The 24,636-nt window shown below is 68.0% G+C and carries 26 protein-coding genes; 7 read left to right on the forward strand and 19 right to left on the reverse strand.

Going from position 1 to position 24,636, the window contains the following annotated elements:
• Positions 1 to 25: 25 nt before the first annotated feature.
• The 14 genes from PUN71_RS01400 to PUN71_RS01465 all read right to left on the reverse strand — a co-directional run bounded on the left by PUN71_RS01400 (position 26) and on the right by PUN71_RS01465 (position 12,773).
• Positions 26 to 424 (reverse strand): nuclear transport factor 2 family protein, encoded by a 399-nt coding sequence (locus tag PUN71_RS01400; protein WP_277797081.1) that lies wholly within the window; start codon positions 422 to 424, stop codon positions 26 to 28.
• 64 nt (positions 425 to 488) lie between these two features.
• On the reverse strand, positions 489 to 2,621 hold the full coding sequence (locus PUN71_RS01405) for an OmpL47-type beta-barrel domain-containing protein (RefSeq protein ID WP_277797082.1): 2,133 nt from the start codon (positions 2,619 to 2,621) through the stop codon (positions 489 to 491).
• Positions 2,618 to 3,121, reverse strand: coding sequence for a hypothetical protein (locus PUN71_RS01410; RefSeq protein ID WP_277797083.1), 504 nt, complete (start codon positions 3,119 to 3,121; stop codon positions 2,618 to 2,620). Before PUN71_RS01410 ends, PUN71_RS01405 begins: the two co-directional genes overlap by 4 nt.
• Position 3,122: 1 nt before the next feature.
• A complete protein-coding gene (locus tag PUN71_RS01415) occupies positions 3,123 to 4,259 on the reverse strand; it encodes a COG1470 family protein (protein WP_277797084.1) in 1,137 nt (378 codons plus the stop codon).
• Positions 4,260 to 4,332: 73 nt separating this feature from the next.
• Positions 4,333 to 4,782 carry a hypothetical protein gene (locus PUN71_RS01420; protein ID WP_277797085.1) on the reverse strand — a complete coding sequence of 150 codons (450 nt, stop codon included), beginning with the start codon at positions 4,780 to 4,782 and terminating at the stop codon, positions 4,333 to 4,335.
• Positions 4,783 to 5,213: 431 nt separating this feature from the next.
• Positions 5,214 to 5,777 carry a copper resistance CopC family protein gene (locus PUN71_RS01425; protein WP_277797086.1) on the reverse strand — a complete coding sequence of 188 codons (564 nt, stop codon included), beginning with the start codon at positions 5,775 to 5,777 and terminating at the stop codon, positions 5,214 to 5,216.
• 13 nt (positions 5,778 to 5,790) lie between these two features.
• Entirely contained in the window at positions 5,791 to 6,525 is a 735-nt protein-coding gene (locus PUN71_RS01430) for a YcnI family copper-binding membrane protein (protein ID WP_277797087.1), read from the reverse strand.
• 137 nt (positions 6,526 to 6,662) lie between these two features.
• Positions 6,663 to 7,250 (reverse strand): hypothetical protein, encoded by a 588-nt coding sequence (locus PUN71_RS01435; RefSeq protein ID WP_277797088.1) that lies wholly within the window; start codon positions 7,248 to 7,250, stop codon positions 6,663 to 6,665.
• Positions 7,251 to 7,612: 362 nt separating this feature from the next.
• Positions 7,613 to 8,476 (reverse strand): prenyltransferase, encoded by an 864-nt coding sequence (locus tag PUN71_RS01440; RefSeq protein ID WP_277797089.1) that lies wholly within the window; start codon positions 8,474 to 8,476, stop codon positions 7,613 to 7,615.
• Positions 8,473 to 8,838 (reverse strand): lycopene cyclase domain-containing protein, encoded by a 366-nt coding sequence (locus tag PUN71_RS01445; protein WP_277797090.1) that lies wholly within the window; start codon positions 8,836 to 8,838, stop codon positions 8,473 to 8,475. Before PUN71_RS01445 ends, PUN71_RS01440 begins: the two co-directional genes overlap by 4 nt.
• Positions 8,835 to 9,176, reverse strand: coding sequence for a lycopene cyclase domain-containing protein (locus PUN71_RS01450; protein WP_043449270.1), 342 nt, complete (start codon positions 9,174 to 9,176; stop codon positions 8,835 to 8,837). Before PUN71_RS01450 ends, PUN71_RS01445 begins: the two co-directional genes overlap by 4 nt.
• A complete protein-coding gene (crtI, locus tag PUN71_RS01455) occupies positions 9,173 to 10,798 on the reverse strand; it encodes a phytoene desaturase family protein (protein ID WP_502859763.1) in 1,626 nt (541 codons plus the stop codon). The genes PUN71_RS01450 and crtI overlap by 4 nt, the downstream gene beginning before the upstream one ends.
• Positions 10,795 to 11,709 carry a phytoene/squalene synthase family protein gene (locus tag PUN71_RS01460; RefSeq protein WP_277797092.1) on the reverse strand — a complete coding sequence of 305 codons (915 nt, stop codon included), beginning with the start codon at positions 11,707 to 11,709 and terminating at the stop codon, positions 10,795 to 10,797. The genes crtI and PUN71_RS01460 overlap by 4 nt, the downstream gene beginning before the upstream one ends.
• Entirely contained in the window at positions 11,706 to 12,773 is a 1,068-nt protein-coding gene (locus tag PUN71_RS01465) for a polyprenyl synthetase family protein (RefSeq protein WP_277797093.1), read from the reverse strand. The genes PUN71_RS01460 and PUN71_RS01465 overlap by 4 nt, the downstream gene beginning before the upstream one ends.
• A 35-nt stretch (positions 12,774 to 12,808) precedes the next feature.
• On the opposite strand from PUN71_RS01465, the gene idi reads away from it, so the two are divergent.
• Positions 12,809 to 13,348, forward strand: a complete 540-nt coding sequence (gene idi / locus PUN71_RS01470; RefSeq protein WP_277797094.1) for an isopentenyl-diphosphate Delta-isomerase — start codon at positions 12,809 to 12,811, stop codon at positions 13,346 to 13,348.
• A 58-nt stretch (positions 13,349 to 13,406) separates the two neighbouring features.
• On the opposite strand, the gene PUN71_RS01475 is transcribed toward idi, so the two are convergent.
• Entirely contained in the window at positions 13,407 to 14,168 is a 762-nt protein-coding gene (locus tag PUN71_RS01475) for a glycosyltransferase family 2 protein (RefSeq protein ID WP_277797095.1), read from the reverse strand.
• A gap of 261 nt (positions 14,169 to 14,429) precedes the next feature.
• Between PUN71_RS01475 and PUN71_RS01480 the strand changes: the two genes are divergently transcribed.
• Both PUN71_RS01480 and PUN71_RS01485 read left to right on the forward strand, forming a co-directional pair.
• Positions 14,430 to 15,359 carry a lipid kinase gene (locus PUN71_RS01480; RefSeq protein ID WP_277797096.1) on the forward strand — a complete coding sequence of 310 codons (930 nt, stop codon included), beginning with the start codon at positions 14,430 to 14,432 and terminating at the stop codon, positions 15,357 to 15,359.
• A gap of 591 nt (positions 15,360 to 15,950) precedes the next feature.
• On the forward strand, positions 15,951 to 16,163 hold the full coding sequence (locus PUN71_RS01485; protein WP_043449261.1) for a hypothetical protein: 213 nt from the start codon (positions 15,951 to 15,953) through the stop codon (positions 16,161 to 16,163).
• Between the two features lie 172 nt (positions 16,164 to 16,335).
• Here the strand turns inward: PUN71_RS01485 and PUN71_RS01490 are convergent, their stop codons facing one another.
• Positions 16,336 to 16,779 (reverse strand): YdeI/OmpD-associated family protein, encoded by a 444-nt coding sequence (locus PUN71_RS01490; protein ID WP_277797097.1) that lies wholly within the window; start codon positions 16,777 to 16,779, stop codon positions 16,336 to 16,338.
• Between the two features lie 61 nt (positions 16,780 to 16,840).
• Positions 16,841 to 17,302, reverse strand: a complete 462-nt coding sequence (locus tag PUN71_RS01495) for an Lrp/AsnC family transcriptional regulator (RefSeq protein ID WP_277797287.1) — start codon at positions 17,300 to 17,302, stop codon at positions 16,841 to 16,843.
• Positions 17,303 to 17,462: 160 nt separating this feature from the next.
• Between PUN71_RS01495 and pdhA the strand changes: the two genes are divergently transcribed.
• The 4 genes from pdhA to PUN71_RS01515 all read left to right on the forward strand — a co-directional run bounded on the left by pdhA (position 17,463) and on the right by PUN71_RS01515 (position 22,673).
• Complete coding sequence (gene pdhA, locus PUN71_RS01500; protein ID WP_277797098.1) at positions 17,463 to 18,689, forward strand: pyruvate dehydrogenase (acetyl-transferring) E1 component subunit alpha; 1,227 nt, start codon at positions 17,463 to 17,465, stop codon at positions 18,687 to 18,689.
• The gene (locus PUN71_RS01505; protein WP_277797099.1) at positions 18,686 to 19,813 is read left to right on the forward strand and encodes an alpha-ketoacid dehydrogenase subunit beta; all 1,128 of its coding nucleotides are present in this window, start codon (positions 18,686 to 18,688) and stop codon (positions 19,811 to 19,813) included. The genes pdhA and PUN71_RS01505 overlap by 4 nt, the downstream gene beginning before the upstream one ends.
• 2 nt (positions 19,814 to 19,815) lie before the next feature.
• A complete protein-coding gene (locus tag PUN71_RS01510; RefSeq protein ID WP_277797100.1) occupies positions 19,816 to 21,369 on the forward strand; it encodes a dihydrolipoamide acetyltransferase family protein in 1,554 nt (517 codons plus the stop codon).
• Between the two features lie 290 nt (positions 21,370 to 21,659).
• Positions 21,660 to 22,673 (forward strand): glycoside hydrolase family 16 protein, encoded by a 1,014-nt coding sequence (locus PUN71_RS01515; RefSeq protein WP_277797101.1) that lies wholly within the window; start codon positions 21,660 to 21,662, stop codon positions 22,671 to 22,673.
• A gap of 329 nt (positions 22,674 to 23,002) precedes the next feature.
• Here the strand turns inward: PUN71_RS01515 and PUN71_RS01520 are convergent, their stop codons facing one another.
• Complete coding sequence (locus tag PUN71_RS01520) at positions 23,003 to 24,190, reverse strand: RNA polymerase sigma factor (protein ID WP_277797102.1); 1,188 nt, start codon at positions 24,188 to 24,190, stop codon at positions 23,003 to 23,005.
• The gene (locus PUN71_RS01525) at positions 24,190 to 24,525 is read right to left on the reverse strand and encodes a YciI family protein (RefSeq protein ID WP_277797103.1); all 336 of its coding nucleotides are present in this window, start codon (positions 24,523 to 24,525) and stop codon (positions 24,190 to 24,192) included. Before PUN71_RS01525 ends, PUN71_RS01520 begins: the two co-directional genes overlap by 1 nt.
• Positions 24,526 to 24,636: the final 111 nt, after the last annotated feature.

The raw sequence follows: 24,636 nt of genomic DNA on the forward strand, positions 1-24,636 counted from the left end.
CTTCCCCGGCCTCGCTGCGCCTTGCTTACCCGGTTACGGTGTCACCGTGCCGGTGGGCCACCTTCCAGGCGCCGTCCTCGCGCCGGTAAACCTGGGTTGCCCGGAGCACGTAGTTGCGCGGTTCGCCGTCGACTGACGCTGACGTGTGTTCCAACGCGGCGGTAAACGCCATGTCACCCACCACGTCGCAGGCGAGCACCTCCAGCCGGTACGAGGTGCAGTTGGAGAACTGTTTGCCAAGGCTGGTGAACAATTCGTCCAGTTCGTGCTGCCCGAAGGCATTGCGCCATGCGCCGAGGACACTGACCGGTTCCTTGCGGGACCAGAGCGCCCGGCGCGGGGCGGGATCGCCGTTGTGGAGGGCCAGTTCCGCGGCGTAGAGCTCGGTGTTTACCCATTCCAGGAAGTCGTCACGATCACCCATGCCATCAGTATGGTCGCGGGGCCGCAACAGGGGGAGGGCCTACTTGCTGCCGGAGCTGCTGCACTTAGAAGCGGGCTGCAGCTCCGGCAAACGGACCAGCTCCAAGCGGGTTCCCTGGGATGTCGGCAAGGCCGGCTCCCGGCGAATACGACGGTGAATCCGCCGTGGTGGTTGTCCCGGAAGTTGCGGTGCCCACCTTTCCAAGCTTGATTGTCAGGGTGTTTGATCCGTTCCAGCTCACGGAACTCGCATTGGCGCCGTTTCCGCTGAAGCTGAGGGCGCCTGCGGATCCGTACTTGGCGTTCGAGCCCAGGAAAACCGAGCCGACGTTGAGCGTGCAGGTTCCGCTGGTGACCGTCAGCACGTTGGCGGTGCTGATGTTGACAATGATGTCGCCGTTGCCGTTCAAGGTCTGTGTACCGGTGTTGTTCCATGCGGAGCAGATCTTGGTGGCATCCATCTGTTCCGAGAACTGGATCGTCAGGGAGTCTCCCTGCTCCGCTTTACCCACACCTGCGGTGCCGCCGCTGTTGACCAGTGAAATGGCGCTAACGGTCGGGGCAATCGTGTCCTTGGTGCTGGTACTCGCGGCGCTCGCCGAGCCCGTGTTGCCAGCAGCGTCGGTAAGCGAGACGGTGAAGGTCACCGTGCCCTGGTCGAGGGGGGTGAGGTCCATGCTTGTGGACCAGGTGGAGCCCGACGCCGTGACCTGCTTGGTGACGCTGTTGGTCACGCTGCTTCGGGCCGTCACGTTGAGGGTGCCGGAGGTATCCGTGGTGCCGCTGACCTGGACCGCGGTGTAATTGCTGAGGTTCACGTACATCGGGGCCGTGATGCTCAGGACCGGTGCCGCAGTGTCCTTCGTGTCCGTCACGGTAGCGGTGCTGCTGTTGTTGCCCGCCGCGTCCTTCACGGTCACGGCGTAGCTGGCTGTTCCGTCGTTCAGGGTGCCGAGGTTCAGGTTCAGGGACCATGCGCCAGTGCCTGAGGCGGTGGCCGTACCGGAAACGGTGTGCACGGCGCCGGCGTCCGTGGCGGTGACGGTCACGGTTCCACCGGCTTCTGCGGTGCCGGAGACCGGGACTGCGGAAGAGTTGGCGCTGTTCACGTACGTCGGAACGCTCAGGGCCTGGGGCGCTGCAGGTGCCACGGTGTCCTTGATGCTTGTTGCTGCCTTGGCCGCGCTCGTGTTCCCTGCGGCATCGCCGGCAGTGGCGCTGTAGTTGACCGTTCCCTGCTTGAAGGTGCCCATGTCCAAGGTGACTGACCATGCACCCGTTGCCGAGGCGGTCGCCGTGGCGGACGTGGAATGAGGGGTGCCTGTGCCGGTGTCGCTGGCCGTAAGGGAAATCTTGGCGCCCGCCTCTGCAGTTCCTGTGACGGGCACCGCGGCGACGTTGGCCAGGTTCACGTAGGCAGGAACGCTGAGCCCGGGGGCGGCCGGAGCCGTGGTGTCGATCCGGACCGTCTGGCTCTGCGCCGTCCCGGCGTTGCCCGCGTTGTCCGTGGCGAAGTAGGACACAGTGTGGGTGCCGTCGCCCGTGACTGTTGCAGAGGCGGACGCCCCGCTCACGGTCTGCTGCGCGCCGCCGTCGACCATGTAACTGATGGATGCCACGCCTGAGCCGCCGGCACCGTCGTTGGCGGTGATGGCCACAGTGACCGGGCTGGTGTTGTTCCAGCCGGCAGCGTTGGGGGCCGGGGTAAGCCCGGAAACGGAAGCGATGGGGGCAGTGGAGTCACTGCTAACGCCGGAGCTGCGCGGGCTTTCGGCACCCGTCCACAGCGCGATGGTGGGGGTGACCGTGTAGTACCAGATGCCGCCGGGGACGTTCTGTTCGGTGCAGGTCAGGGTGGTGACCGTTCCTGCGCAGCCGCCCGTGGCCGGCGTTCCCGTGCCGCCCGTGGCAGCCGCGTACCTGGTGACGGTGTAGCCGGTGGCCGCACGGCCGTTGACCGTGGTGCCCGCTGCCCAGCTGACGCTGAGCGAGGCGCCGTTGGCGGTGACGGCGGGCTTGGATCCCGGCGCCAGGGTGTCCGCCGCGGCGGTGGCATTGTTGCTGCTGGTGGTGGAGGCCCAGAAGCCGTAGGCGGCGGTGGCCGTGCCCAGCAGGAGCAGGACCGCGGTGACAATCCATGCCAGCCGCCCGGAGGGGAGACGGAAGCCGAACGGCATCTTCCGGATGGCGATGCTCATTTGCGCACCTCCGCCGTGACGGGGAGGTGGAAGGTGGCCCCCTGGCAGGCTGCGAGTGAGGTGGTATCCATGGCGGCCGATCCTGGAAGGGTGAGCAGGGTGGACGAGTTTGCCGGAATGAAGGTTGCCGGTGACAGCGGCGCGGCGGGTCCGGTGAAGCTGACGCCGGTGGTGGTGCAGCCGGAATGTGCGGTGTCCGCCGTGGCCGGCCCGTTGGCCGTGACGCTGTACACCTGCACGGAGTAGGGGTTGGGGTTGGTGAGGCGGAGGACGACGTCGGCCGTCCCGCCTGGAACGAGCGCCGCGGTGGGGCTGTCCCCGGCAATGAGCGCGTCAACGGTGACGGCCTGCATGGTGCCGGCGGCTGCGGTTCCGGCGCCCGTCCCGGCGGCGGCCCAGTAGGCGTAGGCGGTTCCGGCGCCCGCGGCGAGGAGGATCCCGGCGAGGGCCGCGGCCTTGAGGCCCTTGCCGGCATTGGCAGTCCTGGTGCTGGCGGTCATCTCAGTTCCCCTGTCCTGATCCTGAGTACGTGAGCTGGAGGGTGGCGCCCTTGCAGCCGTCCTGGTTGGCGGAGGTGTCCAGCATTCCCACCCGGGGCCACACCGACGATGCCAGCCGGAGGCCGGACAGGGAGCTGGTGCCCGCGGGGACGGTGAGGGGGTAGGGGCCGCTGTACTGGGTCACGGTGAAGTCCGCCGCGGTGCAGGCGAGGTTCCTGGCCACGGCATCCGCGCTGCGGGTAACACCGGCCACGGCCACCGACATGTTGGTCAGTGACAACGCCTTGCTGTTGGGGTTGTTGATCTGCAGGTCCAGCCCGGCCGACGTGCCGGGGGAGAGGGTGCCGGGGACGTTGGCGGAGAGGACGAACTGCTTGATGGTCGCATCCAGGACCAGCTGCACGTTCGCGTAGGCATACTGCGACTTCCCGCTCGAATCCTTGCCCGTGCCCACCAGGTACAGGTTGTAGCTTCCGGTGGGGGAAGCGGCGGTGGTTGCCACCTGCAACGTGGTGGAGGTGCCGGTGACCGGATTGGGCGAGAACGATGCCGTGGCGCCGGAGGGAAGGCCGCCCAGGACGCTGAAGCTGACCGGTCCGGAGAGGTTGTTCCGGGTGAGCTGCAGCGTGTAGACCGCGGTGGCGCCCGGCGGGACCGACAGGGAATCCGGGGAAGCGGCGACCGAAATGGCCGAGGAAATCTTGTAGTTGACGGTCAGGCTGGCAGTGACGCTGCCGGAGACCTTGCCGCTGGTGCCGGTGATGGTCAGGGAGCTGGTGCCCGCGGGCGTGGTGGCCGCGGTAGTGACGTTCAGGGTTGAGGTTGCGGTGCTTCCGGAGCTAAGGGTGACGGACGACGGCGTGAAGGCACCTGCTGCTCCGGCCGGCAGTCCCGCCGTGGCCAGGTTGACCGCCCCGGTGAAGCCGCCGGTGGACGTCACCGTCACCGTATAGGCCGCGGCCTGGCCCTGCTGGACGGACTGGCTGGCAGGGGAGACCTGCACCGTAATGCCCGGTTTGGCGCTTTGCGATGCCGCGAACAGCGCCCCCGCGCTGGCCAGCATCACGGCAAGCCCGATCAGCGCCACTTTGATGGCATTCCGCAGGCGATGCCGCGGCTGCCCGTCCTCGTTGTGCACCCCGTGCCCCTTCCCAGTTGGTGCAAATGACGGCAGGCCGGGGGCGGATTCGCACCGCCCCCGGCCCGGTCGCTTAGTTGCTGGATGCAGTCACGGTGATAGTCGCGCCCTTGCACGCATCCTGGTTCGAGGTGCTGTCACTGAAGGTGAGGGTGCCCGTGCCCATGTCAACGTTGGTAGCGTTGCCCGCCAAAGTCTTGGTTCCGGCGGGAACCGAGGCAGCGAACCAGCTCGCGTCACAGGAACCGCTGGCGGTGACTACGGCACCCGTGAGGGTAACAGGAGTGCTGCCGGAGTTGGGGTTATCCGCCGTGTAGCTGATCGGCTTCGTCGACCCCGGCGTGATGTTGTCGTCGAATGCGACATGGATAACGACGGCGTTGGTCCCGGCCGCAGCCTTTGCAGACCCGCTGCCCGAGCCCGTGGTGCTCCAGTAGGCGTAGGCGGCCCCGCCGCCGACGGCTACCAGCGCTGCGGAAGCGGCGACGGCGGCGATCTTGTTCTTCTTGGTCATCTGGCGCATGGAAAGACTCCTTGTAAATGTGAGTGAGAACCCGTTCCCCCATGAGCGGCCCCATCCAGGTGCCTTTCGGTGGATCGATGACCCAATGTTTTCGGCTGCGCCCCAAGCCCAACAACACGTACCGGTACCCGACTTTTCGTCGGGCCGTGGAAGCCACTACTTGGCTGGATGCCCCAGTACTCAGGACCGTCCCTCCTGCCCTGACCTGCGGGATTGGTTCCGGGGCCGGAATTCAGGGCGACTTGGACCCAAGCAAGTAGTGCCATCGAACCGCCGCGTACCGTGCCTGCGCGGCAGCTTGAACGCCCGAAAAAACCTGCCCTGAACGAGTATCAAAGCCGTTAAATGAAGCAGCGCGCCCGGCAATATCCGGACGCGCTGCTTGCAGTTTGGGATGGCTCAGCCTTGGGTTCTGCGGGCCCGGGTGGTGCTCAGTCTTCGCCCTCGGGATTCCGCAGCCGGCGCCTGATCATGAGCCCGGCAACCACCAGCCCGATGACCAGCACGGCAGCTACGACTCCCACCACAACCAGCTGGCCCGGGAGCCCGGAGCCGGCTGCCGCAGCAGGCGTGGCGGCGGCCGTGGCAGGCGCGGTATTTGGACCGCCGGCCGTGAAGGTGAAGGTTCCCTCGATGGGGTGGCCGTCGGAGGACACCACCCGCCACACCACGGTGTACTTTCCTTCGGGAGCACCCGGTTTGACCGGCTGGCTGACCTGGTTGTCCACGATCTGGACCGGCCCGTCCGCCTGGTCGGTGCCCGTGGCATCCTCCACCCGCACGATCGAGTTGATGGCGATCGGGGTGTGGTCGAAGGTCAGCTCGATCTTCGCGGGCATTGCGCTGACCGTGGAACCATCGGCCGGGTTGCTGGCCTCCAGGGAGTCGTGCGCCTGAGCCGGCGCCGGGGAAGCGAGCACGAACGCGGCTGTGGTGAGCGCCAGCAGCACCCGTGCCAGCCACGCCGCCGGGCTCTTATGCGACAGTGTCGTCATTCGTTTCCCCGCGCTACTTGCCGGCGGTGCGGGTCCGGCGCCCGGCAAGAACCAGCCCTAGGGCCGCTGCGCCGAGAACGAAGCCTGCCGCACCCAGCACTACGCCCCACACGGCGGTGCCGTCGCTGGATGCCTGCTTCGTCTCCGACACTGCCTCGGCGCCCGGTGCCGCTGACGCGCCGGTGGCGGCAGCGCCGTCGTCGGCCGTTGTAACGAAGGACGGGGCCGGATGCTTGGGCTCCGGCTGCCCCTCAGCGCTCTCTTCGTCCCACTTCACCACGCTGCCGTCGGTGTAGCTCTGGGCAGCCTTCAGGGTGACTTTGGTGCCCTCGGCGGGAAGCCGGCCTACGGACAGCGAGAAGGACTGGTACTGGTTCTGGCCCAGCTGGTGGGCTTCGTCCGCAGTCCAGACCACCGAGACCGGCGCTTTGGTGACCGTGGCGCCCGCCACCGTGACCGGCTTGGGCAGGTCTCCCGTGACCACCTGCGCCGTCCAGCCCTCCACAGGCTTGACCGAGACGGACGTGAACGGCGTATCGGTGGGCAGCGTGACCTCGAGCTTGTTGGTCTTCGCGGTGGGGGACTCGTTGGGGACGTTGAACGTCAGGTGCGAGTAGCCGTTGGCCGCAGTGTCGTCCGGGTCCACGCTCACGTGGGCGGACGCGGCGGTGGCGCCTGCGGCGATGATTCCCGCGGCGGCAGCGGCCGCGGTGAGGGTCTTGAGGGTACGGCGGAATGAGGTGTTCAAAGTAAGCCTTCCAAGGGGTGCGCCAAAAAAGAACCGCGTGCGGCGGCGCAAAAAAGGGGACAACGCGGCCGGCCCATTCCTCGCCGGGGCAGGTGCCTGTGGGCAGGTGGGGGCGGCGCGGAAAGTCGGGAGCCGCGTCAGGTTGCGGCGTGGAAGGCCGGCGGCCCGCGCAGCGCAGGCAGGCGCAGGCTCCGCCACTGGAAAGGAATGACGACGGCGGCCGGCGCGGGAACGTGCGGCCACTCGGGGATGGCGACGGCAGACAGGATCCGGACCAGCGGCCGCAGCCAGGCGGCCAGCGCCCAGACAGCCGCCTCGCCCTTGGCCAGGACCAACGCCGTGGCCAGGGTTGCCGCGGCGTGCAGGGCCAGCATCAGGGCACCCGGTACGGCAGCATGTTCCGGCATCAGGGCCGTTGAAAGGGGCACTGCCGAGGCGTCATGGACGTGGCTGGCGGCGGTGGGAGTGAACGATGCGGACACCGAGAACGCGTCGAAGGCCCAGTGCAGGACCAGCTGGCTGGAGCCCAGGAGCGCGATCATCGCCGGCATGTTGATCTTGGTCTTCGACAGGATCGTGACCGGTGCCAGGACCAGAGCCACGATGCCCGCGACGATGGCCGGCTGCGGCAGCAGGCCCCCTGCGAGAACGTGGGCTCCCGCGGCGAGGGCGAACATGGCCGCGGTGAACGCTATGGCACGGGGGAAGCGGAACGGAGCACTCATGCCACTCGCCGCCCTTCCATCCGCTGTTGCCACCCTCCACTCTAGGGAAAACCGTGGTTCGGCAGGTAATCGGGCCGGTGACAATCGCCTGGGCTGCCGCGAATTCGACGCGCATAGTCATTTGTGCGGCCCAGATTCCCTGGCGCGCACCAAATGTGGGTCGCGAAAAGGAATATGCGCGTCGGTGGTGAGGGTGCGCGTCGGGAAGCCGGGTGGGCGTCGGGAAGCCGGATGCGCGTCGGGAAGCCGGATGCGCGTCGCAGGTGGCGATGCGCGTCGGTGGCGAGGATGCGGGTCGGGACGTGGGGTTCGCGGCGGAAGCTGCCGGGCCGCCGTCGTCCCCAAAAAACGCGCGTGCCCGCTTACCGCACCGACACGAACCAGATCAGCAGCATGGTGACCAGGAACCCGGTGACGTAGTTCAGCCACAGGAACCGCTCCCAGCCGCGGTGCGCCCGCTCGGAGTCCTCGTCCGTCACGCCGGCGAAGGGGAGGATGTTGAGCGCATAGGGGAGCGGGAGCAGGGCCGCGAGGGGTCCGGGCCACGGCGTGAGCAGCAGCAGCGCGGCGCTGACCAGGTACGCCACAACCGCAAACCGCACCGTGGCCTTGGCGCCGATCACGGTGGCGATCGAGCCGATGCCGCCGGCGCGGTCCGCCAACACATCCTGCACCGCGCCGAACGCATGGCTGGCCACGCCCCAGAGGAAGAACGCCCCCAGCAGCGCCCACAGCGGGGCCGTGAACTGTGCCTGCGCCAGCACCAGCCCGTACACCGCCGGGCTCACGAAGTGCGTGCTGGACGTGGCCGAATCAAGGAACGGCCGCTCCTTGAACCGCAGCCCGGGCGCGCTGTACGCCACCACCGCGAAAATGCTGATGGCCAGCACCAGCCAGGACAGCGGACTGCCCAGGATCACCAGCGCCACCAGGAAGGGCACGTTGGTGCCGATCGCCGCCCGGAGCGTGATGGCGTGCATGGTCCGGTCCAGGACCGCGCCCTCCACGCCGCCCTTGCGCGGGTTCCGGAGGTCGGATTCGTAGTCGAACACGTCGTTGATGCCGTACATCGCCAGGTTGTACGGGATCAGGAAGTACAGTGTGCCGATCACCCAGGCGAGGTCGATTTCCCGTGCCGTGAGCAGGTACGCGGCGGCGAACGGGTAGGCCGTGTTCACCCAGGACAGCGGGCGGGAGGAGAGCAGGAGCATCCGGAAGGTTTTCATGGCCGCCCCTTTGGCGCTCGGTCCGTGGGCGTGCGGGTCTTCGGCGCAGCGGTTTTGGAATTCCGCTCCAGCAGGATCCACAGCGCCGGCAGCAGCAGCACGGCGGCCACCGGGTACGCGAAGTCCTCCAGCGGGGCCAGGCCCAGCAGGGCCCCGGAGATCATGTCCGGGGCGTAGGTGAACAGGCCCGCGGCGATCATCAGGTTGTCGAAGACGGCCGTGAGGACCAGGACGACGGCGGCCGTCCCGCCTGCCGCCGCGAGGGCTCGGCTGCGGGCGCGGCCTTTGAGGGCGAAGGCTGCGGCGGTTCCGGCGGCAAGGGCGGCGAGCAGGAACACGGCATTCAGGGCCCAGTAGCTCAAGAGTCCACCTTCCCGGGGTGGAGTGAGCGGGTTTCGAGGAAGCGACGGAACAGCTGGAACAGGTTCATCACCAGGTAGCAGAGGAACAGCAGGAACACCGGTTCCTCCAGCGGCAGCTCCGGGGCGAGCTCGATCCCGATGGTCTTGTTGTGCCCGCGGAAGAAGATGCCCAGCCCGATGCCTGCCAGGTCCCAGGCCAGGAAGAACGCCAGCCCCGCGGCGAGCACCACGGCTGCCCGGCGCGCGTCCTGCCAGAAGAACAACCGCAGCCGCTGGTCCAGGAGCACCATGCAGCCCAGCGACGCCAGCAGGAACACCAGGTACGCCGCCGCCGTCATGCCGGCGTGCCGTCCGGCAGGGTTCCCCGCTCCGCCATGGCCGGACGCAACGGCACCGGGAGCGGGCCTGTACTGGTGTCTCCGCGCAGCCGCTTGACCACCAGTTCGGCGCTGATCAGGCACATCGGAATGCCAATTCCCGGAATGGTCGATGCCCCGGCGTAGTACAGCCCCTGCACCTTGCGGCTGACGTTGCCCGCCCGGAAGAATGCACTCTGCTTCAGGGTATGTGCCGGTCCCAGGGAGGTGCCCTTCCACGAGTGGTAGTCCCGCTCGAAATCCGCCGGACCGTACATCCGCCGCACCACAATGCGTTCCGCCAGGTCCGGGATGCCCGCCCACTCGCTGAGCTGGCCGATCACGGCGTCGGCCGCCTTTTCCAGCCGCTCGTCGCCGCTGCCGCCCAGCCCCGGGTCCGGCGGGATGGGGACCAGCACGAACACGTTCTCATGCCCCTCCGGCGCCACCCCGGGATCCGTGGCGCTGGGCTTGCAGACGTACATCGACGCCGGCTCCGGGATGAACGTGTCCTTCCCGAAGATCGCCCTGAAGTTCTTCTCCCAGTCCGCGGTGAACAGCAGCGTGTGGTGCTCCAGTTGCGGCAGCCCGCCGCGCACGCCGAGGTAGAGCAGCAGCGCGCTGGGGCCGGCGGTGCGCCGCGACCAGTACCGTTCGGGGTAGGTCTGGAAGTGCCGGGGGAGCAGGGCAGTTTCGCTGTGGTGCAGGTCAGCAGCGGAAATAACGACGTCGGCCGCCAGGCTTTCCTGCGCGCCGTCACCGATGCGGCAGCGCACCCCGCGCACGGCCGCCGGGCGGCGCCGGGAGCCGGTGGGAACCGTTTCGATCGCCAGGACTTCCGTGTTGGACTGGATGGTCACCCCGGCCTCGCGTGCCTGCCGTTCCAGCGCCTCCACCAGCCGGGCGAAACCGCCCATGGGGTAGGAGACGCCCACGTCCAGGTCCAGGTGGCTCATCAGGTGGTACATGCTGGGCGCGGTGAACGGCGAGGCGCCCAGGAACACCGCCGGGTACTCCAGGATCTGCTGCAGGCTGGGGTTGCTGACATAGCGTTTGGCGTAGGAGTGCAGCGGCTGCAGCAGCAGCCGGGCAAGCCGGGGGAGCCGGGCCAGGATGTCCGGCGTCAACAGCGGGGCAAACGACTCAAAGGTCGGGTACAGGAACCGGCGCTTGGCCATGGTGTAGGTTTCGGCGGCGGAGTCCAGGTACTGCTCCAGCCGGGCACCGGCGCCGGGCTCCAGCCGCTCGAACAGTTCCACCACCTTGGAGCGCCCGGCCGGCACATCCACCGGTCCGCCCGCTCCCTCGGAGATCAGCCGGTAGCCTGGGTCCAGCTTCACCAGGTCCAGTTCCTGCTCCGCGGAGCTGCCCAGGAGCTGGAAGTAGTGGTCGATGACTTCCGGCATCAGGTACCAGGAGGGCCCGGCGTCGAACCGGAAACCGGCCTCACTGAACGTGTAGGCGCGGCCGCCCAGGGCTTCCTGCTTCTCCAGGATGGTGACCTGGTGCCCCTCGGTGGCGAGCAGGGCCGCCGTCGCCAATCCGCTGATGCCGCCGCCGATGACCACCACCGCCTGCCCGGTCCGTACGGGCACCCTCCTCATTGTGCTGCCACCGGCGCCGGGCCGGGGCCTGCGGATTCCAGACCCCGCCGGCCGGTGAGCACCGCGGCAGCGATCCGCAGCTTCACGTGGGTGGGCACGCTGATCCGGGCGCTGATCAGGTCCGGCGCCGGCGTGACGCGGATCCGCTCGGCGAGCTCGGCAAAGAGCTCCTGGGCCAGGGCCACCGCCAGCCGGCTGGAGCCGGGCAGGCCGCGCAGCACCGCACGGGACTCGTGCAGGTCGTGGTCGATGTCCGCCAGCAGCCGTATCTTGTGGGCTTCGTCGAAATTGGCGGGCGAGACGCCGGGGAAGTAGCTGCGGCCCAGGGAGGTGAAGTCCTCGGCGAGGTCCCGGAGGAAGTTGATCTTCTGGAAGGCTGCGCCGAGGTGCCGGGCGCCGCGCTCCAGCCGCGCCCGTTCCTCCGCAGCTATCGGGTGCCCGTACAGGAAGCAGCGCAGGCACATCAGGCCCACCACCTCCGCCGAACCGTAGACGTACCGTGTGAAGGACTCCTCGGTGTGCTCCACCTGCTCCAGGTCCGCGCGCATGGAGGCAAAGAAGGGGCGGGTGAGGTCGGTGCCGATGCCGGTCCGGCGGGCGGTGTCCGCGTAGGCATGGATTACCAGGTTGGTGCTGTAGCCGGTGGCCAGGGCGTGTTCGGTCTCCTGCTCGAACCCGTCCAGCTGCCGCCGGCTGTCGTCAGGGGACAGGCCCGCGGCGGAGGCCACGCCGTCGACAATCTCGTCCGCAACCCGCACCAGCGCGTATACGGAGTCCACCTGGCGGCGCACGCCGTCGTCGAACAGCCGGGACGCCAGGCCGAAGGAACTGGAGTAGGCGCGCAGCACCACGCCGGAGGCTTTGAGGGCGGCTGCCGTGTAGTCGGCCAGCGCGTCGCGGTCCCGCTTCATGCGCCCATGCGTTCGGTCACCAGGCGGGACAGCGGGGAGAGGCCGTCGCGCAGCACCTGCGGCACGAGCGGCTGGACCAGGACGTCCAGCGCCCGCTCCGTGAGGTCGGCGGCGAGCTTCAGGGTCTTGTCCCGCGCCCCGGACGCCACCAGCAGTTCGCGGATTTCGGCGGCGTCCCTGGCCGTGAGGTCCCGGGAGAGCAGTTCCTGGATGCGGGTCCAGTGCGGCTGCTGCGCCGCGTAGGAGATCAGGGCCGTGCGCTTGCCCTCGCGCAGGTCGCCCCAGCCGGTCTTGCCGGTCCTCGATTCGTCGCCGAACGCGCCCACCAGGTCGTCCGCCACCTGGTACGCGGTCCCGATGATCCGCCCGAACTCGCCCAGGGCGTCCACCAGCGCGTGCTCCGCTCCGGCCAGGACGGCCCCTGCGCGCAGCGGTACGTCAAAGGAGTACACGGCCGTCTTCAGCTTGGACATCTCGAGGACCTCGTCCACCGCCTGGGGGTTCGGGTTCAGCGGGGCCAGCACGTCCAGGAGTTCACCGGCCGCGGACGCCATGACGGCTTCGTCCAGCAGGTCGCCCAGCCGCTGCCGCGTGTCCGGTTCCGCAGCGGCGTCCGCCAGGAGCCGGTAGGCGTTGGAGAGGGCAAGGTCGCCGGCGATGACGGCGGCGGACAGGCCGGTGTGCTCGGCCCGGTCAGCGTCGCCGCCCTGGTCCGCGGCCAGGCTGCGGTAGGTGCCGGCGAGGTTGGGGACACCGCGGCGGGTGAAGTCCCGGTCCACCACGTCGTCGTGCACGATCAGGGCGGTGTGCAGGAGTTCGAAGGACGCGGCCACGGTGGCTGCCGCCCTCCTGTCGCGGCCACCCAGCAGGGAGTACACGGTCATGACCAGCCGCGGGCGGAAGCGCTTGCCGCCCACCGTGCAGGCTTCAAGGTGCTGCCACAGGCGGAGGTAATGCGGATGCATGGCACCGGCCCTCGCCTTGGCCTGCGTGAAGAACGAATCCAGAACTTCATTGACCAGTTGGCCGTCATCGGTGTGCGCCAGCGTGGTCCCCATATCCATAGGTAAAGTAAACACGGGCACCCATGGGAGGGCAATTGAACGCAGAGGCAGAGCAGGTGGTCCTGGCCGCGGACGACGGGTCACCGGTCGGCGTAGAGGACAAGGCCTCGGTGCATTCGTCCGCCACCCCGCTGCACCTGGCTTTTTCCACCCACGTGTACGATCCCGACGGCCGGATCCTCATCACCCGCCGCGCCTTGTCCAAGCTGACCTGGCCCGGCGTCTGGACCAATTCCTTCTGCGGCCATCCTGCCCCCGGGGAGGACATTGAGGACGCTGTGCGGCGCCGGGGGGAGTACGAGCTGGGCCTGCAACTGGACCGGGTGGAGCTCAAGGTGCCCGACTTCCGGTACCGCGCCGTGGATGCCTCAGGTGTGGTGGAAAACGAGATCTGCCCCGTCTTCACGGCCCGTGCCGCGTCGCCGCTGCAGCCCCGTGCGGACGAGGTCATGGAATGGCAGTGGACCGATCCTGCCCTGATCACCGCCGCCGTGGCTGCCACGCCCTGGGCGTTCAGCCCCTGGCTCACCCTGCAGCTGCCGCTGCTGTACCCGGAGCGGTTCGGCCCGGCATAGGTCGTTGGTTGGCATAGGTCGTTGGCTGGGTTCCCGGGGCAGGCTCGTGTTCCCGGGATCAGCTTGGGGGTGACGTCCGACGGCGGCGCCCGCGGTTCGCGTCCAGGGTCCGGTTCCAGCGCTCCCACGGCGGCACTTGCCGCCAATGCACGGCCAGAGTGTGGAAGGCGCGTTTGAAGCGCAGCCTCGCCGCCGCTCCGCCAGCGAGTGCCCGGGCCGAAATGCCCACCTGCAGCGAGCTGTCGTAGGCCGTGCGCCGGGTGGGGTCGAGCGCAAAGCCGAGGTCGACGTCGTCGTGCACGTCCCGGTCCAGCCGGCTCACCCGGGTGCGGACCCGCTCCCAGTCCCGGCGCCGGAACGCGCAGTTCGAGCCGAAGGGCGGCCAGTGGCCCATCGCGGCACCCATCAGCACGAAGTAGGCCTTGATGTAGGCGATGCCGGCGAGCCGGCTGCGGATTTTGCCGGTGCCGTAGAAGACCCCGGGCCCGGTAAGGAGCGCAAGGTCCGGCTCCCGGTCAAACCGGGCGGCGATGCGCTCCAGCCAGTCCGGCGGCGGAACAGTGTCCGCATCGCACCGGGCGATGACGTCCCCGCGGGCCGCGTCGTAGCCGGCGGACGCCGCGGCCGTGATCCCGGGGACGGCCTCGTGCAGCACGCGGACGCCGTGCGCGGCGGCGGTCTGCGCCGTGTGGTCCGCCGAGTTGTTGTCCACCACGATGATCTCCAGCGGCGCAATGGTCTGGGACGCCAGGGCCTGGAGGCAGTGCTCGAGGAATTCGGCGTCGTCTTTGCACGGGATGACCACGGACAGGGACGGCATGCCCCGATGCTAACCGGTTTCGCGCTGTCTTTCCGCGGTTGCGACTTGGCGGAGCGGCGGCAGTCGCCGGGCCGGACGTAGGCTGGTGATGTCGATAAGCCACGAGGTTGCAAAGGAGTTCCGGCATGGACGGTCCAAGCGCAGGGGTCAGCATCGGGGCTCTGGTGGCCGTGGCCGCCGCCCTGTACATCGTGCTGGTGGTGCGCCGCAGGAAGTGACCCGTCAGGAACCTCCCAGCTCCACCCACCTAGGATGGTCCCCATGAAAGCTGCCCGGGATGCGGACTCCGCTGCGCTGGTGATCAATGCGGGGGCGCGCCTGGGGGCTGCGCCGGAGCTGGCGGTGGGCAAGCTGCAGAAGGCAGGCCTGCCAATTTCCGCCGTGCACCACGTCCGGTCCGGCGCCGACCTGGCCGGGACCCTGGAGCAGGTGGTTGCCGCCGGGCATGACCTGGTGGTGGTGGGCGGTGGTGACGGCACCGTCTCCTTTGCCGCCGGCCGGCTCGCCGGAACCGGGATCGTGCTGGGGGTCCTTCCACTGGGAACCGCCAACGACCTGGCCCGCACCCTGGAGATCCCCGCCGGCCTGGACGCGGCGTGCGCGGCGCTCGCCGACGGGAAGGTAGTGGACATCGATCTTGGGCGGGTGAACGGCGAGCCGTTCCTCAATGTCGCGTCCGTGGGCCTGTCAGTGGGGGTGACCGAAAGCCTCAGCCCGCGCCTGAAGCGGTCACTCGGGCCGCTGGCGTACCCTGTTGCGGCGGTCCGCGCCTATGCCCGGCACAAGCCGTTTCGGGCCCGCCTCGAATTCCCCAACGGGGACCACGGAACGCTGGAACTCGACGACATGCTGCAGGTGGCCATAGGCAACGGCCGGCATTACGGGGGCGGCAACGCGGTCTCGCCCACCGCAGGAATCGACGACCACACCCTGGATATCTATGCCATTCCGGGAGCGCCGCTCAGGGAGCATGTACGGATCGCCCGGCTGCTCAAGGACGGCAGCTTCGTGGAGCGGGACGGTGTCCACCACCTGACCACCCAGCACGCCAGGCTGGTCACCGAGCCGCCGCTGCCGGTGAACCTCGACGGCGAGATCGCCACGATGACGCCGGCAGACTTCACCGTGGAGCGCAACGCCGTACACGTTGTGGTGCCGCGGCACAGCAGCGCGGCGGTGCTGGACGGATAGTGGGGCCTGGCAGCTTTTTCGGATCGACGCTGATCCGTGCCTCCGCCGCAGGCCCCTGGCTTTAGTGGAATGGGGGGTGGTTGCCTGGCGGCGCGATTGCTTAGCGCCGCCAGGCAACTGAGACCATCGGTTTTATCCGACGCAGGCGCGGGGTGCTGGGCCCAGTACCCAGGTGCATCAAGCTGCGCTCCCGTCCTTCACGCATCACTGTGGAGGGCGTGCCTCAAGGACTTGCGCGGATTTGGTCAAGAATGCATCAAGGTCGCCTCAATTTTTACAGGCCCACGTTACGGCGGCACGGTCATTTGTGCGGCACGGCGATTTAAGGACCACAGCGGGGGGATTCCCCAATGCACTACCCCTCGCCATTTGGGTAGCCAGGCCTTGTTGTTGGGGTAGCCCGTTGGCTCTATTTGGGGTGCGGCCACCCTTATTGGCGGGAGCGGCGCCGGTGTACCTTGGGTCTGCCGGAGAGTCCCGCGTTAGCGGAACTCGCATGTTGGAATCGGCTGGGGGATCCAGTTGCACCCGCCCAGGTCCTGGGCTGGCTGCCCCCCCAAACCTTCCTTGCTGAATTCAAGGAGCCCAGCCGTGTTCAAGCGCCACGTCCCGGTTTTTGCTGCCGTTTTCCCGGCACTCTTCCTCATTCCGTTGCCCGATGCCGCAACCACGGGCTATGACGACGAGGTCCTCAATACCTACGTTGACTGTCCATTGGAGCGCATCGGCACCCAGCTGGTCCGCTGCGACAACCTGACCGGCGCAGGAGTGGATGCCCCCTACTGGATACCTGAGCAGGGGTAGCGCCGGCTGGGCGGGAAGCAGCGCTGACGCACGCCTGCTTCCCCTTACATTCGCGGAGATAGTAAGTACACTGATAAAAGGGCGTAGTGTCCAGCAGTGTGGCGCTGCGTTCCATACGCTCAGGGCCCTGCCGCAGCTGGGCCGCGTGGCCGCCGGGTTGCTGCCGCGGCGCCTACTTTTTCTTCGCTTTGAGGTCTTCTACCGCCTTGGCGATCCGGCGTGAGCGGGTTTCCGGGGTCTTCGCATCGGTAATGGGCTCAACGTAGCGGCGCTGGCTGCTGTAGTTAAGCGTGCCGTAGAAGTCCTTCGCTTCGGGTTCGGCCGCCAGGGCGGCGGCAAGGTCCTCGGGAACCTCCACCACCCGCGGCTCCGTGTCCAGTTCCAGACCCACCTCCACCGTATCGCCGGCAGCGACCCCGGTGAGCTGCCGGTTGGCGGCGCTCAGGCTGACCATGTTCCTGCCGCCCATCACGGCGATGCTGCTGCGATAGCTCGCACCGTTCATCGTGACCACCACCGGCGGCCCGCGTCCGGCGTCCAGGGCGCTGACCACCTCGTCGGGTACCTCGATGCCTGTGGTGTTGCCGCTGCCCTGGATGGTGGTGGTGAATTTCATGTCCACAGTATGCGGCCGTTTGAGGGGCAACCACGCGCGGGCACGCGGACATCATCCGGTCTTACCGCGTATCAACGTCCTCGAAGACCAGGAACGTCTGCGTGTCCAGCACGCCGGGCATGGTCTGGAGCTGGTCGAAGATCACCGGGCGCAGGTCGATGTTGTCCACTGCCCGCACCAGCAGGATCACGTCGAAGTCGCCGCCCACCAGGGCAATGTGGTGCACTTCCGGGATGGCGCCCAGCTGGTCCCGGAGCTCGCGCCACGAATCCTGCTTCAGCTTCAGGGTGACGTAGGCGGAGGACTTCAGCCCCGCCTTGATCGGATCCACCAGTGCCGTGAACCTGGTGAGCACCCCGTCGCCGGTCAACCGGGCAATCCGGGAATACGCATGTGCCCGCGAAATGTGCACATTCTCCGCCACCTGCGTCACGGACATCCGGCCGTCCCGGGTGAGTTCACTGATGATGCGCCGGTCGATCTCATCCAGCGGAACCTCAGCCGCCGCATCCTTGCCCGCCATTTTGTCCACGGCTCCCGTCGGTAATGCACGTCACAGTTACAAATCGTCTTCCATAGTAGGCACTTCAACGCAGCTTCTCCACGATCCGCGCAGGTACTGGATACGAAACCTCGCTCAGGACAATACTGGGAGGGAATAGTGGCTACCGAAGGACGGACCAATGACGATCTCCGCAGACCACACCGCGCCGGACACCGCCAGCACCGCACCCGCAGACGATGCGCTGACGGAAGCTGTGAAGAAGTTCGGCATCACGGTGGAGGATTACATGCTCCCCGCCCGGCACCAGATCCAAATGGTGGATCCGGACGGCCGGCTCATCCCTGAAGGTGAGCAGGGCACCCAGCCCGGCCACGAATACCCCGTGCCCGGCGATACTGAACTGTTGGCAGCCTACGAGCAGCTCGTCGTCGGACGCCGCGTCAACGACCAGAACTCCGCCCTGGTCCGGCAGGGCCGCATGGCCGTCTACCCCTCCAGCCACGGCCAGGAAGCCTGCCAGGTGGCCGCGGCACTGTGCCTCTCGGACGCCGACTGGATGTTCCCCACCTACCGCGACGCCGTGGCCGTGATGACCCGCGGCGTGGACCCCGTCCAGGTGATGACCATCTTCCGCGGCGACTGGCACGGCGGCTACGACCCCCTCAAATACAAGGTGGGCATCCAGTGCACGCCGCTGACCACCCAGCTGCTGCACGCCGTCGGGGTTGCGCACGCCGCCAAGCTCCGCGGCGAGGACACCGTGGTGCTGGCCATGTGCGGTGACGGCGCCACCAGCGAAGGTGACTTCCATGAAGCCCTCAACTTCGCCGCCGTCTTCCACCTGCCGGTGATCTTCTTCGTCCAGAACAACAAGTACGCCATCTCGGTGCCGCTGGCGCACCAGTCCGTGGCGCCGTCGCTGGCGCACAAGGCCGTGGGCTACGGCATGGCGGGCGAACGCGTGGACGGCAACGACGTTGTGGCCCTCCTTGCCGTCCTGGACCGCGCCGTGAAGCTCGCCCGCGAGGGCTCGGGGCCGCTGCTGGTGGAAGCCAACACGTACCGCATGCAGGCCCACACCAATGCCGATGACGACACCCGCTACCGGGAAAACAGCGAGGTTGCGGAGTGGCGGGCCAAGGATCCGGTCAACCGGATGCGGGTGTATCTCACCGAGCGGGGCCTGCTGGATGACGACGGCGAAGCGCGGATCCGTGAGCACGCCGAGGCGGTTGCCGCTCAGCTCCGGGAGGGCCTCAGCGAGGACGTCCCCGTGGACCCGCAGGAACTGTTCCGCCACGTCTTCGCCCGGCAGACGCCGCAGTTGAAAGAGCAGTCCGCCATGCTGGCCGACGAGCTTGCCCGCGACGCAGCAGCTACAGATTCAAAGGAGGCCGGCAAGTGAGCCCCACCATCACCACCTCGTCCGAGGCCAACGGCAACGTCAGCGCCGCCACCGCCCGGGCCGCAGCCTCCGCCGCGGCGTCTGCCGAAGCCGCCGGACCCCAGCCCGTCACCATGGCCAAAGCCCTGAACACCGCGCTCGCCGACGCCATGCACGCGGACTCCTCCGTCCTGGTGTTCGGCGAGGACGTGGGCATGCTGGGCGGCGTCTTCCGCATTACCGACGGGCTCACCGCCACGTTCGGCGAGCAGCGCTGCTTTGACACCCCGCTGGCCGAGTCCGGGATCGTCGGCATGGCCGTGGGCATGGCCATCAACGGCATGCGCCCCGTCATTGAGATGCAGTTCGACGCGTTCGCGTACCCGGCGTTCGAGCAGATCGTCAGCCACGTGGCCAAGATGCACAACCGCACCAAGGGCGCCGTGAAGCTGCCGATGGTCATCCGCATCCCCTACGGCGGCGGCATCGGCGGCGTGGAGCACCACTGCGACTCCTCCGAGTCCTACTACGCCCACACCGCAGGCCTGAAGGTCTACACCCCGGCCACCGTGGCGGACGGCTACCGGATGCTCCGCGAAGCCATCGACTCCGACGATCCCGTCGTCTTCATGGAACCCAAGAAGATGTACTGGACCAAGGACTCGGTGGACCTCGGTGAGCTGCGGCGCCTCCACGAGGAGGCTGCTTCCATGGAAGGCACGACGGCGGGACGCACCTCGGAGGGGAGGGCCGCCGTCGCGCGTCCCGGCACCGACGCGACGCTGATTGCCTACGGTCCCTCCGTGCCCACTGCTTTGGCCGCCGCCGAAGCCGCGGCGCTGGAAGGGCGCTCGCTGGAAGTCATTGACGTGCGCACGATTGTCCCGTTCGACGACGACACCGTCTGCGAGTCCGTGCGGAAGACCGGCCGCGCCGTGGTCATCGCGGAGGCCCACGGCTTCGCCTCCGTGTCCTCCGAGATTGTGGCCCGGGTGCAGGAGCGCTGCTTCCACTACCTGGCCGCCCCCATCCGCCGCGTCACCGGGTTCGACGTCCCGTACCCGGCGCCCAAACTCGAGAAGTACTACCTGCCCGGCGTGGACCGCATCCTCGACGCCGTTGACGACCTTCAGTGGGAGAACTGACCATGAGCGAACCACGCGTATTCCTGCTGCCGGACCTGGGCGAAGGCCTCACCGAAGCCGAACTGATTTCCTGGCATGTTTCGGTTGGGGACGAGATCGCCGTTGACCAGCCGATCGCCGAGGTGGAAACCGCCAAGTCCGCCGTCGAGGTGCCGTCACCCTACGCCGGGATCGTGGCCGAACTGCACGGGAAGCCGGGGGAGACCATTGACGTGGGGAAGCCGTTGATCTCGGTGACGCCTGTCGGTGAGCCTGAGACCAAGCCCACCGAAACCGAACTGGGCGACCCGGTTGCCGCCGCGGATGATGCCGCCCCCGCCCCTTCGCCGGGCAGCATTCGTCCTGCGGACGATGCTGCCGGCTCCGACAGGCCCGATGCCACTCCCGGGGCGGCATCATCCGCGGCAGCTGAGGCGGAAACGTACCGGGAGGAAGAAAAAGCTGGATCTGGAAATGTTTTGATCGGGTATGGAACTCCCGGTGGGCATGGCGTTGCACGGCGTACCCGTGCCCGGAAGTCTTCTGTGGCGGTGGCTGACCGTGCCGACTCCGCTGCTCCCGAGTTGTCCAAGGAAGACGAGCTCGCGCTCCTGCGTACCCGGGTGCCCGGAAAGCTGGGCGCCGTGATCTCACCGCTGGTCCGTCGGATGGCGCGGGAGCACGGCGTGGACCTCGGGGAGATTTCCGGGTCCGGCGACAGCGGACTGATCATGCGCCGCGACGTGGAGGCCGCCCTGCGGACGGTTGCACCGGCGGCAGCACCGGAAGCCGCGCCTCAAGCCGAACCTGTTGAAGCGCCGTCGGCTCCGGTCGAGTCCGCAGAACCGCAGGACCGCGACGCCCGCACCGGCCTTGGCATCGCCGCGCGGACCCCCGTCCGGGGCGTCCGCAAGGCGGTTGCGGCGAACATGGCCCGCAGCCGCTCCGAGATCCCCGAAGCCACCGTATGGGTGGACGTGGACGCCACGGCGCTGCTGGACCTGCGCGAAGGCCTCAAGGCCACAGGCGCGGAAGTCCCCGGGCTGCTGGCCTTCATCGCCCGGTTCGTCACCGCGGGGCTGAAGAAGTACCCGGAACTGAACACCCGGATCGAAACATCCGGGGACGGGTCGCAGGAGATCGTGTCGTTCGACGGCATCAACCTGGGCTTCGCCGCCCAGACCGACCGGGGCCTGGTGGTGCCTTCGGTCCGCGGCGCCGAAAAGCTCAGCGCCCGGGAACTGGACACCGAGATCCGCCGCCTCACCCAGGTGGCCCGCGACGGCAAGGCAACCCCGGCGGAGCTGGGCAGCGGAACATTCACGCTGAACAACTACGGGGTGTTCGGCGTTGACGGCTCAGCGGCGATCATCAACCACCCGGAGGTGGGCATCCTCGGCGTGGGCCGGATCATCGACAAGCCGTGGGTGGTCAACCGGGAGCTCGCCGTCCGCAAGGTCACCGAGCTGACCCTGACGTTCGACCACCGCGTCTGCGACGGAGGAACGGCGGGCGGCTTCCTTCGCTTCGTGGCCGATGCGATCGAGAACCCGCAGGGGCTGCTGCTCGACCTCTAAGCCCCCCGACGGGGCGGGTTGCCCGGGGTCTGTTGAGCCAAAACAGGTACCCGGGGTGCCCGCCCCGGGTGAGGATCCGGAAACATGAGTACCCGGTACTCATGACCGGCTGACGGGCAGCCCGTAGGGTGGACCGGACAAGGGGATAGGGCTGCCGGGCAGGACTTCACCCGGCGTCCCTCCGCGAGTCCAAGGGGGATGGCCATGCAAGCAGCCGCAGCAACTCCGGTGCCGGCTTGGAATGCCCCGGCGGTAGAATCCAATCACTCCTTGTGGCAGGAGGGACGCCAATGAAGACATTCCAGCACTTCGCCGGGGCTCTTGCCCTCGTGTCGGTGATGTCCCTGACTGCTGTGGGTTGTGGCGACCTCAGCGGTCCTGCGGGTTCCGGGCCGCCCCAAAGTGCCGACCGGACGCCCCAGAACCCTGACACCGAACCTGCCACCGGTTCGGCGGACCCAACCCCGGATGCGCCTCCTCCCGGCGCCGATCCCCTCAGTACCGCCGAGCCTTCCGTCGTCACCCCGCTGCCGTCCCGGCCCGCAGACCCGTCCGCGGCCTCCAATGCCGTGCCCGTCGGCGACCTCCCCGGCTGGCGCCAGGTCTTCGCAGAGGATTTCGCCGAAGGAGATGTTGGCCTGGGCGGCTTCCCGGGCCCCGTCTACAGCACGCGATGGAGCGCCAACTACGCTGACGGTACGCCGGACACGGCCGCCCAGCAGCAGCCGAAGGGCCAGCGGACATCCGGGTATTTCCCCTCAAAAGTCCTGAGCGTCCACGACGGCGTTTTGGACATGTTCCTGCACTCTGAAGCCGGCGTTGCCATGGGTGCCGCGCCATCACCCAAATTCGACGGCGCCAGCCAGCGGCCCTACAACAGCCAGGTGTACGGCCGCTACTCCGTGCGCTTCAAGGCCGACGTCCTGCCTGGCTTCAAGCTGGCGTGGCTGCTGTGGCCCGACAGCAAGCAGTGGCCCGAGGACGGCGAGATCGATTTCCCCGAAGGGGACCTGTCCAAGGTCATCTATGCTGCCGTGCATGGCATGGACAACGGCATCCACGACAATGACGTCCTCCGGCCCAACCAGCCCTACGGTGACTGGCACATCGCCACCACGGAGTGGCGGCCCGACGGCATCGAATTCTTCCTCGACGGAAAATCCATTGGCATTTCCACCAGATTCACGCCAACCAAGCCAATGCACTACATCCTGCAGACCGAATCCTGCTCGCCCAGCTGCCCCGCGCCTGAAACGCAGGGACATGTCCTGCTTGACTGGGTCTCTATCTGGACCAGGGAATAGGGTTCCGGGGGCACAGGCTGTCCATCCTGGAAAGCCGGGCTGCCCGCCCGGGCGGCAGGACGGCGTCGTACGTCCTTCCAATTTTTGGCACGGAACCCCTTTACCCCACCTCCGGGCCCTATTAAAGTGATGTAGGTCATAGTCCGGATGGGCGCCGGGGCGTCCGGGAAGGGGGAGTGCATCACCGCTGACCATTACCTGAAGACAAGTGACAATAACGTTGAAAGCCCCTCCTAGGAGGGGCTTTCCCCTTGCCCGCCGGGGTTAGCGGGCCAGCCTGTCCAGCCGGCTGCGGAGGTTGCGGCGTTCTGCTTCGTTGTCCGTGAGGATCATGGCTTCCTCAAACGCTGTGCGCGCTTCCTCCAGGCGGCCGAGCCGGAGAAGGAACTCGCCGCGGGCGGCAGAAAGGTACGGATACCGCGCCAGCTGCGGTTCGGCTCCCAGGGCGTCGAGCTCAGCCAGCCCGTCGGCGGGGCTGCGGCGAAGCCGAGGGCAATGGCCCGGTTCAGCCGGACCACCGGGGAGGGCCACCGTTCCATCAGCAGGTTGTACAGGCCCAGGATTTCGTCCCAGTCGGTCTCCGCCCAGGAGCCGCTCTCGTCGTGGACAGCGGCGATGGCCGCCATGAGGGCGAAGCGGCCGGGCGGACGCGATGCCAAAGCTTCACGCAGGAGGGCCGTGCCTTCCGCAATGGCCCGGCGGTCCCATTTCGACCGGTCCTGGTCCTCCAGCAGGACGGCGTCATGATGCCCGTCCACCCGTGCGGCGGTCCTGGCTTCCGTGAGGAGGATCAAGGCCAGGAGCCCCGCAACATCGGGGTCATGGGGCAACAGGACCCGCAGCATCCTTGCCAGCTCCAGGCCGCGCTCGGCCAGGTCCCGGCGCATCAGGTCACCTCCCGAGGGGGCGGTATGCCCGGTGGTGTACACCAGGTAGACCACCGACAGGACTGCCTCCACCCGCCCAGGCAGCTCGGAAACCGCCGGTACGCGGTACGGGATTTTCGCCGCGGCGATCTTCTTCTTTGCCCTGGTGATCCGCGCTGCCATGGTGGGTTCCTGGACAAGGAACGCGCGCGCCACCTCCGCGGTGGACAGTCCGCACAGCAGCCGGAGGGTCAGCGCCACCCGGGCCTCAAGTGCCAGGGCCGGATGGCAGCAGGTGAAGATCAGCCGGAGCCGGTCGTCCGGAATCTCCTGTCCGCCGATGTCAGGCCCGCTGCCGCCGCGTTCCTCCGGGTCCAGCAGCTTGGGCAGGGCCCGCTGCGCCGTAGCCGCACGCCGGCGCATGTCCAGGGCCCGCCGTCGGGCCGCCACGGTCAGCCATGCCCCCGGATTCCCTGGAATCCCGCTCGAGCCCCACGCCGACAGCGCACTGGCATACGCGTCCTGGACGGCTTCCTCGGCGGTGTCGATGTCACCCGCGACGCGCACCGTTGCCGCCAGCACAAAGGCCCACTCGCGGCGGTGCGCATCCGCCACCGCGGCGGCAACCTCCGTGCCGGCAGCCCGCTGCATCAGCTGACCACCCGCACCGGCCACACCTCTACCCCGACGCCGGCGGGAACCTCCTTGGCAATCTCCATCGCCTCGTCGAGGTCTGCCGCCTCGATGAGGTAGTAGCCGCCCAGGGTTTCCTTCGACTCGATGAACGGGCCGTCCGTCACCAGGAAGCCGCCGGCCCCGTCACGCCGGATGGACGTCGCCGTGGAGAAGGGATGCAGCGCGGCTCCGCTGAGCAGGGAGGAACCGCGGCGCTGCATGAATTCCTGGTAGCTGGCGCTGATCGATTCGCCCTCGGCCTGCCTGGCCACCGACTCGTCCTGGTAGATCAGGATCAGGTATTTGGACATCTTTGTGCTCCGTTCGCTTGGCTTCAAAGGCTCCTCACTGGAGCCTCTACCAATACGACGCACAAGGGAAGCGGAGATCGACAGCGCCAGGGAAATTCCCCTTCCATTTCC

This window comes from Arthrobacter sp. NQ7 (assembly GCF_029581595.2).
GTDB lineage: Bacteria > Actinomycetota > Actinomycetes > Actinomycetales > Micrococcaceae > Arthrobacter > Arthrobacter phenanthrenivorans_B.